Origin of the sequence: uncultured Methylovirgula sp., assembly GCF_947646745.1 — a bacterium.
In the GTDB taxonomy this organism is placed as follows: Bacteria; Pseudomonadota; Alphaproteobacteria; order Rhizobiales; family Beijerinckiaceae; genus Methylovirgula.
In genome coordinates this window covers 1-12,111 of record NZ_CANSHK010000059.1, presented here as the reverse complement: position 1 = coordinate 12,111, position 12,111 = coordinate 1, and the positions used below count along the sequence as shown (strand labels likewise).

At 63.3% G+C, this 12,111-nt stretch carries 10 protein-coding genes and 1 pseudogene; 5 read left to right on the top strand and 6 right to left on the bottom strand.

From position 1 onward, the window contains the following. Positions 1–104 precede the first annotated feature (104 nt). From mdoH to Q0025_RS14080, 6 genes are all read right to left on the bottom strand, one after another. Entirely contained in the window at positions 105–2,270 is a 2,166-nt protein-coding gene (mdoH, locus tag Q0025_RS14105) for a glucans biosynthesis glucosyltransferase MdoH (protein ID WP_297300218.1), read from the bottom strand. After that, positions 2,258–3,790 carry a glucan biosynthesis protein gene (locus tag Q0025_RS14100; RefSeq protein ID WP_297300216.1) on the bottom strand — a complete coding sequence of 511 codons (1,533 nt, stop codon included), beginning with the start codon at positions 3,788–3,790 and terminating at the stop codon, positions 2,258–2,260. Before Q0025_RS14100 ends, mdoH begins: the two co-directional genes overlap by 13 nt. A 548-nt stretch (positions 3,791–4,338) precedes the next feature. After that, entirely contained in the window at positions 4,339–5,418 is a 1,080-nt protein-coding gene (locus tag Q0025_RS14095; RefSeq protein WP_297300214.1) for a hypothetical protein, read from the bottom strand. 256 nt (positions 5,419–5,674) lie between these two features. Then, complete coding sequence (locus Q0025_RS14090) at positions 5,675–6,343, bottom strand: hypothetical protein (protein WP_297300212.1); 669 nt, start codon at positions 6,341–6,343, stop codon at positions 5,675–5,677. A 113-nt stretch (positions 6,344–6,456) separates the two neighbouring features. Next, positions 6,457–6,903: a DUF1810 domain-containing protein gene (locus tag Q0025_RS14085; RefSeq protein WP_297300210.1), complete on the bottom strand. Its 447-nt coding sequence runs from the start codon at positions 6,901–6,903 to the stop codon at positions 6,457–6,459. 28 nt (positions 6,904–6,931) lie between these two features. Beyond that, positions 6,932–7,642, bottom strand: coding sequence for a carbonic anhydrase (locus Q0025_RS14080; RefSeq protein WP_297300208.1), 711 nt, complete (start codon positions 7,640–7,642; stop codon positions 6,932–6,934). Between the two features lie 78 nt (positions 7,643–7,720). Between Q0025_RS14080 and Q0025_RS14075 the strand changes: the two genes are divergently transcribed. From Q0025_RS14075 to Q0025_RS14055, 5 genes and pseudogenes are all read left to right on the top strand, one after another. Continuing rightward, complete coding sequence (locus tag Q0025_RS14075; RefSeq protein WP_297300206.1) at positions 7,721–7,960, top strand: hypothetical protein; 240 nt, start codon at positions 7,721–7,723, stop codon at positions 7,958–7,960. Between the two features lie 22 nt (positions 7,961–7,982). Then, positions 7,983–9,164, top strand: a complete 1,182-nt coding sequence (locus Q0025_RS14070) for a malate--CoA ligase subunit beta (protein ID WP_297300205.1) — start codon at positions 7,983–7,985, stop codon at positions 9,162–9,164. Positions 9,165–9,176: 12 nt separating this feature from the next. Next, positions 9,177–10,088, top strand: a complete 912-nt coding sequence (gene sucD / locus Q0025_RS14065; RefSeq protein WP_297300203.1) for a succinate--CoA ligase subunit alpha — start codon at positions 9,177–9,179, stop codon at positions 10,086–10,088. A 73-nt stretch (positions 10,089–10,161) separates the two neighbouring features. Beyond that, complete coding sequence (locus Q0025_RS14060; protein WP_297300202.1) at positions 10,162–11,133, top strand: CoA ester lyase; 972 nt, start codon at positions 10,162–10,164, stop codon at positions 11,131–11,133. A gap of 66 nt (positions 11,134–11,199) precedes the next feature. After that, positions 11,200–12,111 (top strand): annotated as a pseudogene (locus tag Q0025_RS14055) (hypothetical protein); the annotation flags it as partial.

Below are 12,111 nucleotides of genomic sequence, written 5' to 3'. Positions count from 1 at the left end.
AACGCCTTGCGGCGAGCAATGCACGCGTGACGCATACCGCTATCGGTATCGCCACGAAATGCGGTGAAGATAACGCTGCCGGCGCTTGGCGCCGATCGCTGATTTTATGGAGTGTGATCGACTCTCAGCTCTCCCGCCGGCAATTCGCCGAGGCGCTCGATCAGTTCGGGTGTCGCTATGACGGCGGCGCGCTCGGACGGGGTGAGAAAACTGACCGCTTCGTCGATCGTCCTCGCCTCGTTGATCTTGGCCGTGGCGAGCGCCGTCGCCGGATCGACCGTGCCGCGCGGGCGGGGGAGAGGCCGATCCGTGACAGCATTGTGCGTCGCGCGCAATCGCTCGTCGCGAGCGATCCGGGCGAGGCCGGGCGCATCCAGGACAGCCGCTTCGTATCGCGGCAAATGCGCCCGCATCGTTTCGAGCACCGCGGGGGGCGCCGTCTCCTCCGGCGTTCGCAGCAACCCGAGATGCATGATCGCGCGGCCGAAAGCCGGCGACGCGGTCAATCCGGACACCGGGATCGCCAGAATGAGCCCCAGGATGGTGGGGCTCAGCCACGCGACGAGGCTGATCGAATCCGCATAGCCAGCGGCGAGCAGGGCAAGCCCGGCGCCCATGTGCCAGCGGTGACGATGGATGAGATCGCGCAAGGGTACCGACCCATCGTCGCGGCGTTGCGGCTTCCATCCGGAATCGCGGCCCATCAGAACGGAGAACACGGCACCCGTATGCACCAGCATCATGATCGGCGCGATCAAGGCAGAGCCGACGACCTCGAAGACGAAGCTCCAAAGGACCTCGAACAGGCCTCCCGCGGCGCGCCGGTCGCGCCCGTTCGAAAGAAAGGTTCCGAGCCCAATGATCTTCGGACCGAAAAGCACGCCCATGGTCAAAGCGAAGAGCCACAAAGCGCGCTCGTAGTCGATCTTCGGCCACGTCGGAAAAAGAGAAAAATGATTGGGAAAATATTCCGGCCGGGTGAAATGCGCCTGAAGAGCCAGCGCGAGACCGGCGAGAATGAGCAGCAACCAAAGCGGCGAAGCGAGATAGCTCATGATGCCGTTGACGATGTGAAACCGGCTCATCCAATGGAACCCGGCGGCACGCAGCACTTTCGTATGCTGGAGATTGCCTTGGCACCAGCGCCGGTCGCGCACGGCGAGATCGATCAGCGATGGCGGACTCTCCTCGTAGGAACCGCCGAGATCGGCGGCGATCCGCACGCCCCAGCCGGCGCGGCGCAGAAGTGCCGCCTCGACGAAATCATGTGACAGGATATGGCCGCCGAACGGGGGATTGCCCGGAATATCGGGCAGACCCGCCGCTTCGGTGAAAGCCCGGGTACGGATCAGCGCGTTATGGCCCCAATAATTGCCTTCCGTACCGCACCACCACGCAAGACCGCCGCCGACGATGGGTCCATAGACGCGGTTTGCGAATTGCTGCAGGCGGGCGGTGACTGTGACGCCGGAAACCAGTCTCGGGATCGTCTGAATGAGGCCCGCGTCCGGATCGCCGTCCATGCGGCGGACGAGTTCCACAATCGTCTCCGGCGTCATCAGGCTATCGGCATCGAGAACGAGAAGATAATCATAGCCGCCGCCCCAGCGGGTGCAGAAATCGGCGATGTTGCCGGATTTGCGGGCAATGTTTCTGCGCCGGCGGCGGTAGAACGTCCTTGCGCGATCGCCGACTCGGCTGCGCAAAAGAGTAAGCGCGGCTTCCTCGGCCAGCGCGATATCGGGATCCGTCGTATCGGAAAGCACGAACCAGTCGAAGGCATGACCGGCGCCGCGTTCCCCGACGCCGATCGCCATCGCTTCGATCGCGGCGAAGACCCGCGCCGGCGCTTCATTATAGGTCGGCATGAGAACCGCGGTGAGGCCCTCGGGCATCCCCGGGCTGATTCGGGCTCGTGAGGTCATCGCGGCGGCAAGCCCGGCCAACCCGCTGACAAAGGCCAGAGCGATCCACGCGAAGGTGAGTGCGAAGAGGATCAGGATGAGGCCTTCGAGGACCGTCAGCCCGGCGAGGCCGAGGACGCGTTCCATCTCATAGACCGCGAAACCCGTCAGCGCGGCCGCGCCGCCGAGGACAAGAGCGCGGCGGAGCGCAATTTGCCGTTGCTCGCGCGCTCGGCACGGCAGGCGGAGTCCAGCGTCGAAACGATCGAGCGGTTGCACCGGCATCGGCAGCGGATGCTCCGCCGGCATTCCTCGCGCCGGCGCATCGATGGGCCGCGTGGCGGCATGTGCGCTCACGCGGTCCATCTGTAGACCCAGGTCTCGACCGGGCGATTGTCCGCGAATGCAAGGGTGGATCGCAATTCAATCAGCGTTTCGTTGGCCGGATCGAGATGAAAGGAAAGCCGCCAGCCGTTAATCTTGTCATTCACCGTGACCGCGACGTCGGAAATCTTGCCGACCGAGGCCGTTACACTGGCTTTGGGGATCGGCAGCGGCACTGGCTGGCCGGCAGCGGCAGCCGCGGCGACATAATCGATGACGAAGAGCCGTTGCGCAGAAGGCCCGGCAACGCTCGCCCGGCCACTGCGTGTCGCATTGACGATCACCGTGCCGGGCTGCGGATCGGGATCGAGGCCCCAATGCATTCGGTAAGCAAAATTATATTCCGCGTTTGCCGGAATCGGAGTCTTCGGCGCCCAATAGGCGACAATGTTGTCGTGGATTTCGCTGTTGCTTGGAATCTCGACCAATGTGACGGCGCCGGTCCCCCAATCACCGACCGGCTCAATCCACAGACTTGGTCGGCGTTCAAAGGATGATTCGAGATCTTCATAATCGCAAAACGAGCGGTCGCGCTGCATCAGGCCGAAGCCGCGCGGGCCTGAATCGACGAAGGCACTGATCTGCAGCCGGGCGGGGTTTGCAAGCGGCCGCCAGATCCGTTCGTTACGGCCCGTCAACATGAGGAGGCCATCCGAATCGTGGACTTGCGGGCGAAAATCGTCCATGTCGCGGCGGCTGTTGTCGGAGAAATAATACATGCTGGTGCCCGGCGCCAAGCCGAGCTTGTCGAGTGCGACGCGCGGAAACAGCGAAACCTCGACATCCATCGCCGTCGGCAGGCCGGGACTGAGCGTGAAGCGATACGCGCCGGAGCAACTTTGGCTGTCGAGAAGCGCGTGGATCACCACGCTGTCGCTATTGGCGGACGGCGTTTCCGCCCAGAAGGCGCGGAACGAAGGAAATTCCTCCCCCTCCGGATCGGCGACCTTGATCGCGAGCCCGCGCGCCGAAAGGCCGTAGACCTGGCCGCGGCCGACGGCGCGGAAATAGCTTGCGCCCTGGAAGGCACAGACCTCGTCGTAATAATCCTTGCGATTGATCGGCGCGTGAATACGGATGCCCGCGAAGCCAAAATCCCCCTGCGGAATAGGCTTTGGCACCAGCGGTCCGAAGGTAAACATATCCGGATCATAGGCGACATGGCGCGCCTGCCCGTTATCGACGACGGCGACCTCGACAGGATCCTTGAAATAGAATCCGGAGTGGAACAATTCCATTTGAAACGGCAATCCGGTCTTCGCCCAGATCGCATGGTCGGGCTTGAAGCGGATGTCGCGATATTGGTCATAGGTGAGTTTGGTAAGCTGCTCGGGCAACTTGTCCTGCGGCGGCTGAAACGGCTTCTTGGCGAGCGCGCGGGCGATTTCGATCACCGTCGAGCGGTTGAACGGACCGTCCGTCGCGAATCTCGGGCCGGCCTTATTGTCGGAGGCGAGCGCCGGCGCGGGGCCAAAGGTTGCGAGCGCGCTGGCCAAGGTCATGGCGCCGCCTTGTTCCATAAGCCCGCGACGGGTCAGGAGGATATTCGAGGGTCTCGTGCTGTTTGACATATCGAGCGGTCATTCAAAATCTGAAGCTGGGAACAAGACCTATCCTTGCTGAACCCGGCCTGAACCCGGATTGCTGTTGCGCGGATAAGAGCTAAGAGAGAAGGCGAGAGGTTTGCAGGCGAATGTCGAAACGGGCCGACCAAATCTCATCCGCTCCGTTCGAAACCGCCAAACCCCAACAAGGCTCTGCAATTCTCATTCAATACCGCAGAACACACGACTGATACTCGCCGCCGATCGAGATTGAGCGCAGCTTTGCCGTCGGCAAAGCCCGGACGCAGCCGCGAGCGCGGCAGTGCAAGCCAACGCGCTAGCAGGCTTATTGTTCCCTCAACGTCGCGTGCCGCTGATTTTGCTCCGGCACCGTTTTGACGCGTCAAGCGCACGTCTTCGACAATCCGTGCATCGACCGGACTGAGCGAGGTCGACCTTCGCAGCACGCCACGATCGAAAACGGCATCTTTTCGGACGCCAGGAACTCACCGCGCAGCCGTCGTTTCGATGTCGGGAAATTGCTCGCGCACGAAATCGTAGAGTTTCCGCGCGCACAACGTATTCGTCAGTCTGGTCGGATGACCATCGCCCGCAATGCGATATTGCGCGCCGGGCGGCACGACATATTCGAGAACCTCTGCTCCGGCGTCGCGCAAGACCTGCATGATCTTGTCATCCGTCCAGCCCCGCACGGGGCTGAGATACGCCGGCTCCCTCTTGTAGAATATAACGATTGGAACGTGATATTTTTCGCGGGCTAGGCGGATCACCTGCTCTGTTATGGCCGTCAAAAGCGCAACGTCGCGGTCGGTCACCGTCGTCATAGTTGGCGGCCTAAACAAGCGAAACATCGCGAAATAAGAGAGCGGTGAAGCCGTCGGCTGGCACGTGCCGGTTTGCACGATCCGTCCGTTTATCGACAAGAACCTTGGCGCGCCTTCAACCCATGAGACCTTGCAAGATACGCGGTCTGCGTGCCACGGCGCCACGAATTCGACGATAAGGCGTGAATTGCTGAGGTCTTTGTCGTAAAGCCCGGCGCGCATCTCCGCGAGCGCCTGGGCAGGGCTATAGGCGGAAAAGCCAAGATTATAAACCGGCGACGCCCGGCCTTCGAGATCGGCGAATTGCTGGGGCAGCGTATCGCCATCCTGGATGCCCTCTCCGAAGATGACCGAATCGCCTAAAAAGGCGACACCCTTCCCGTCGCTACCGCTATCAACCTTGCGAAGCAGATCGCTGCCGATCGTATAGGTGGCATCGTAAATGAGCTTGCCGTCCAAAAACTGGCGGGACTCATATCGCCCCGGAGCGGTCGGTCCCCAGCCGACGACAGGGCGATGATCGATGAGCTTGCCGCCTGATTTATCGAGGTCGGCAATCGTGCGGGACGGGTGCGGCGGTTCCCAGATCGTCGCAGCAACCTCGCATAGAGAAAGGACTGCCAGAATGCTTGTGCCGGCGACTCCGAAATTCTGAATCCTGCCACGCCCTTTTACCGTCAAGAAAATTGCCAAAACGAGAAGAAAAACAAAAACAGCAATCGGATTGCCGATGTGAAACATCGGAGAGCCTCCCGCGCAATTTTATCGTTCGCAATTTATGAATTGCAGCAAACTGGAGCAGCGCTTCCAAAACGCCGCGGCCGCTCCTTCGGCACTCACGCATCAAATCCGCGAATCAAGGGACCAAAAATTCCGTGAAGCGCCCAGCGCGCAGGAGGCGGCCCGCCGGCTTATAGCGGCGCACCACCTCGGCGAAGGGAGAAGCGGCGGATGAGCAACGCCCGCGCGTCCCTCATGAAGTTCCGCTGTGGCGCGCCTACTCGCCGGCGGTCACGCGATATTTCGTGACCTGAACGCCGACGCCGGGTTTCGCCACATTGCTCTCCGTCTGGGCGTAGATGCCGAATTCGAGCGGCCCGCTCGGCACCTGGATGCGGACTTTCTGCAAATCGGTGCCGTTGACCGAGACCGAAATCAGCGTGCCTTTGACGACGGCACGAAGAACGACGGGCGAGCCGGCCGTCGGCACGAGCGACGGACGCGAGAGATTGGCGACCTGCGTCCAGGTGCCGGAGACCTTTCGCCAGAGCTGGATTCCGCCGGAGCTGTCGACTTGCAGAACGTCGAACGTGCTGGCGTCCTTGGCCAAAAAGGCGAGGCCGATATAGGAGGCGTTATTGGCCGCCGCCGGCTTCGGCACAAGGCCTTCCAGGCAATAATCGCCGTCGCTCGCGTTGAACGTATTGTTGAGATAGACCCAAGAGCTGTTCGGGGCGTAGAGATGCAGGGTCAGGCCCGATTTGTCGATGGTTGCATCGGGATCGGTTGGCCAGCCGCCGGTATTATCGGCAAAACTGTCCGCAAAAACCTCATTGCCTTTCTGCAGGCTGGCGCAATCGGCCGCATAAGCCAGCGAAGATGCCGCCACAAGAAGCCCTGCGGATTGCGTGATGACGATCAATGCGCTGCGGAATAATTTAAGCATGAAAAATCTCCGACCTTGATGACCGGGCACGGAGCGTAGTCCGCCTCAGCGAAAAATCGATGTCAATCCTAAATCTGGACGCGCCGTCCCTGCCCGCAGGGGCCCGAGCCGGGTCAATGCCCCGCCGGACCATCGGGCGCCGGTCTCCCGCGCGTGGCCGCAAGGATTGCCAAAGTGCGGGGATCGGCCTCGCCGGCAAAATATTTTTGCAGAGCCCGGTCGAAGAGCGAGGGCCGTTCGGCGACGGCGGCAAACAAGGTCATCGATGAGCGAAACTTAAGATCGTCGGGACTGCCGAAAATCGCCTGGGCGGAGCGGCCTTCGATCTGCAAGGTGAGGTCGGTGCATTGGCGCAGCCGCGCACCGAGCAGGGGATGGGCGAGATAGGCGCGCGCCTCGGCGGCCGAGCCGATGGCATAGCGCTGCGCCATGGAGCTCAGACCGAGACCGGCGAGCTGCGGGAAGACGAACCACATCCAATGCGTCGCCTTGCGCCCGGCGCGCAATTCGGCGCAGACGCGCGCATAGACCGGCGCCTGCGCCTCGGCGAAGCGCAACAAATCGAAGGGGTCGTCGGGGCGTGCCGTTCTAAAACCTCGGCGTGCCGAGCGCCGCGGCGTGGGCCTTGGCGGCGAGCGGCGAAAAAGTCCCCGTCGCCTCGTCGAGCCCCAGCAGGCGCCCGTCGGCGACGCCGAAATAAGCGCCGTGCAAGGCGAGCGCGCCCGCCTGTTCCGCCTCGCGGACGTAGGGAAAGGTCCGCAGATTGGCGAGCGAGTCGATGATTGCGGCGCGGCCGAGCTTTTCGGCATAGTCGGCCATCGGCTCGGTCCGCGGCCCGAGCTTGCGCGCCGCCGGGGCGAGCAGCGAAATCCATTGGCCGATAAAATCGCCCGGTGCGAGCTTCACCGCCTCGCCGGATTGCGTCTCGACATAGGCGCGCACGCCGCCGCACATCGCATGGCCCATGACGACGATATGGGCCACTTTCAGCACCTTCACCGCATATTCGAGCGCCGCCGAAGTGCCGTGATGTTCGCTGTCCGGCTCGTAGGGCGGGATCAGATTGGCGATATTGCGTAGCACAAAAATTTCGCCGGGGTCGGCGTCGAAGATCACCTCGGGCGAGACGCGCGAGTCGCAACAGCCGATGAGGAGCACTTTTGGGCTTTGGCCGTGATCGGCAAGCTCGCGATAGCGATCCTGTTCGCGGCGGAAGCGGCCGCGCAAAAACACTTCGTAGCCCTCGATCAACCGGGCTGGCAGAAGCCGGCTCTCATCCTCAACAGGCAATTCGACCATTCGCGCTCCCCATGGCATGAAGTTTTTGTTTCATCTCTTCCTGCTTAAACTCGCAGCGGTCTGCAAGCTGAGCCTTATATGGCACTGCAAAAAAATTGCGGCACGTTAGCGCAGTTTTCTTGGCCGGGGCGGCGCGTCGCGCCGCTGCTGCACGTCGAAATTGCCCTCTCCTCCGCATGCAAAAGCGTCCGCCGGGCGGCGCCAAGGGCGCGATTCCGCAACGCGAAAAAAGCGCCCAGCGACAAGGGCTTCGTGCGCCTCTCCCGCTTTGCTATCTGGCGAAGCCTCATAAACTCGGCTAACGACTTTGCAGATTGAGTGCCCCGGAGGTTCGGCCGCAATGAATATTCACGAGTATCAGGCGAAACAATTATTGGCGCAGTTCGGCGTTGCGGTAGCACCGGGCGCGGTGGCCTTTACGCCGGAACAGGCGGTCTATGTCGCAACCGAACTCGGCGGTTCGCGCTGGGCGGTGAAGGCGCAGATCCATTCCGGCGCCCGCGGCAAGGCCGGCGGCATCAAGCTCTGCTCGCATTATAAGGAAGTCCGCCAGGCCGCGCACGACCTCCTCGGCAAGCGGCTCATCACCACGCAGAATGCGCCGGACGGGCAGCCGGTCCAGCGCGTCTATATCGAAGTCGCCTCGCCTTATGAGCGGGAATTCTATCTCGGCTTCGTCCTCGACCGCAAAGCCGAGCGCGTCCGCGTCATCGCCTCGCAGCACGGCGGCATGGAAATCGAAGAGATCGTCAAGACCGACCCGAATGCGGTGATCCAGGTGGTCGTCGAGCCGGCCGTCGGCCTGCAGGCATTCCAGGCGCGCGAGATTGCCTTCGCGCTCGGGCTGAACATCAAGCAGGTCGCCCGCGCGACGACGACGATCCTGTCCGCCTATCGCGCCTTCCGCGATTGCGACGCGCTGATGCTCGAGATCAATCCGCTGGTCCTGACCGCGGACGACAAGATCCTCGCGCTCGATGCGAAAATGTCGTTCGACGACAACGCCATGTTCCGCCGCCCCAATATCGCGGCCATGCACGATGCCTCGCAGCAGGATCCGCGCGAGGCGCAGGCGGCCGAGCACAATCTCAATTATATCGGTCTCGACGGCGAGATCGGCTGCATCGTCAATGGTGCCGGCCTCGCCATGGCGACGATGGACATGATCAAGCACGCCGGCGGCAGCCCGGCGAACTTCCTCGATGTCGGCGGCGGCGCCTCGCCGGAGCGCGTCGCGACCGCTTTCCGCCTCGTGCTCTCGGACGAGAACGTGAAGAGCGTGCTGGTCAATATTTTCGCTGGGATCAATCGCTGCGACTGGGTTGCCGAAGGCGTCGTCCAGGCGGTGAAGGAGACGGAGATCAAGGTTCCGCTCATCGTTCGCCTCGCCGGCACCAATGTCGAAGCGGGCCGCAAGATCATCAAGGAAAGCGGCATCCCGATCATCAGCGCCGAGACTTTGGGCGAGGCAGCGGCCAAGGCGGTCGCCGCCTGCCGCGATTACAAAACCACTGCACATTGAGGGGACGCGCCAATGAGCATTCTGATCGACGAGAAAACCCGAATTATCGTGCAGGGCCTGACCAGCGAAAAGGCCACGTTTCACGCCAATGACATGATCGCCGCCGGCAGCAACATCGTTGGCGGTGTCGTGCCCGGCAAAGGCGGACGCACCCATATCGGCCTGCCGGTCTTCAACACCGTGAAGGAAGCCGTCCGCGAAGTCGGCGCCGAGGCCTCGATCACCTTCGTCGCGCCGGCCTTCGCCGCCGATGCCATCATGGAATGCGCCGACGCCGGCATCCGCCTCGTCTGCTCGATCACTGACGGCATCCCGGCGCAGGACATGATGCGGGTGAAGCGCTATCTGATGCGCTACCCGAAGGACAAGCGCACGATGATGGTCGGCCCGAATTGCGCCGGCATCATCAGCCCCGGCAAGGCCATGCTCGGCATCATGCCGCCGCACATCTATATGCGCGGCACGGTCGGCGTCATTTCACGCTCCGGCACGCTCGGCTATGAGGCGGCGGCGCAGATGAAGGCGCTCGGCATCGGCATCACCACCAGCGTCGGCATCGGCGGCGATCCGATCAACGGCAGCTCGTTCATGGACCATCTCGCGCTGTTCAACCAGGACGACGAGACGGAAGCCGTGTTGATGATCGGCGAGATCGGCGGCCCGCAGGAAGCGGAAGCCGCGGCTTGGGTGAAGGACAATATGACGAAGCCCGTCGTCGGTTTCGTCGCCGGCCTCACGGCGCCGAAGGGCCGCCGCATGGGCCATGCCGGCGCCATCATCTCCGCCGCCGGCGACAGCGCTGCCGAGAAGGCCGAGATCATGCGCGCCTTCGGCCTCACCGTGGCGCCGAGCCCGAGCGAATTCGGCGCCACGATGGCGCAGGTTCTGGCCAAGAGCCAGGCTTCGCGCCGCGTCTCGGCCTAAGCGCCATTCATTCGCAGGCGTGGGACGGACAAGCCGTCTCGCGCCTCGCTCAGTCACGTAAAGGGGACGATCGATGAGCTTCACTTTGGTGGAGCAGGCGCACGCGCGCCTGCAGCGTTCGGAATTGGCGGTGCCCGGCTCGAACCCCGGCATGTTCGAGAAGGCGGCGAAGTCGAAAGCCGACATCATCTTCCTCGACTGCGAGGATGCGGTCGCCCCCGACGACAAGGAACAGGCGCGCAAGAACATCGTCGCCGGCCTTAACGAGGTCGATTGGGGCACCAAGACGATGATGGTGCGCATCAACGGCCTCGATACGCATTTTATGTATCGCGACGTCGTCGACATCGTCGAAGCCTGCCCGCGGCTCGACATGATCCTGATCCCCAAGGTCGGCGTCGCCGCCGACGTCTATGCGGTCGATATGCTCGTCACCCAGATCGAGGCGGCGAAAAAGCGCGACAAGCGCATCGGCTTCGAAGTTTTGATCGAGACCGCGCTCGGCATGGCCAATGTCGAGGCGATCGCGCAATCGAGCAAACGGCTCGAAGCCATGTCCTTCGGCGTCGCCGATTATGCCGCTTCGACGCGCGCCCGCACGACGGTGATCGGCGGCGTCAATCCGGATTACGGCGTGTTGACCGACAAGGACGCCAAGGGCCACCGCGACTATTTCTGGGCCGACCAATGGCATGCGGCGCAGACGCGCATGATGGTCGCCTGCCGCGCCTATGGCCTGCGCCCGATCGACGGGCCGTTCGGCGATTTCTCCGACCCCGACGGCTACAAGGCCGCGGCGCGCCGCGCCGCCGTGCTCGGCTATGAAGGCAAATGGGCGATCCATCCCTCGCAGATCGATCTCGCCAACGAAGTCTTCAGCCCCTCCGAAGCCGAAGTCACCAAGGCCCGCCGCATCATGGAAGCGATGGACCAGGCGGCGAAAGAAGGCAAAGGCGCCGTGTCGCTCGACGGCCGGCTCATCGACATCGCCTCGATCCGCATGGCCGAAGCGCTGCTCGCCAAAGCCAAGGCGGTCGGTAACTGAACTTAAAGCCTCGCGTTGCCTCCACCTGTTGCCTCGGCTAGAAGCGATGCAGCAAGTGGAGGCTCCATGGCCGATCCTGAACCGGGCGAAGCGACGGCCCCGCCAGCCGCACCGGATTTTTCCGGCAATGCCTTGCGCCGCGAGCCGGCGATCATCGAAGGCACGGCACACGATCTGACCCCGCCGGATCCCATTCCTCCTGAACCGCTGCATGAAGCGGTGGACGAGCCGGGTGAAGTTGCCGCGCAAGACGCCATTGCGCCGAGCCAAGAGCCTCCGCCGGAGGCGATCTCCGAGGCGGCAGCCGACGAAACGGCGCCGGCCTCCGAAATTGAAACGCCCATCGCAGCAGAACCCGCGCCAGCCCCGCGCCGCCGCGGCGTATTCGTCCCGGCGCTGCTGTCGCTCATCATTGGCGGTGCGGCGGGCTTCGCCGGCGCCTATGGGCTGCGCCTTCTCGATCAGTCCGATACCAAGATCGATACGCTGACGGCGCGGCTCGACACTTTGGCGCAGCAACAAGATCGGCTGCAGCAAGAGCAAAGTGCGAGCGCGCCGCTCGCCGCAGCGCAGACCGACCTCGCCAACCGCCTCGCCGCGACGGAAACGCAAAGCCATACGGCCGCCGCCGCCTTGGCCGATTTGAAGAATGAAATCGGCAAGCTCGCCGCCCAGCCGGCAGAAGCCGGCGGGCCCGCGCCCGATCTTGCCCCGCTGACGCAACACGTCGCGGACTTACAAGACAAGCTCGCCGCGCTCACCGCGCAGGTCGGCGATCTCTCCGGCAAAGTCGCGGCCCAGCAAGACGCGGTCGCCGCCGCACAGCACTTGGCGCGGCAGACCGCCGCGGCGCATGCCGGCGACGAGGCCGCGGCGATCATTGCCGGCAGCCTGTTGCGCAAGGCCGAGGCGGGCGCGCCCTTCGCGGAAGATCTGACGGCGCTCGCCGCCCGCGGCGTCGACAAGGCCGAACTCGCG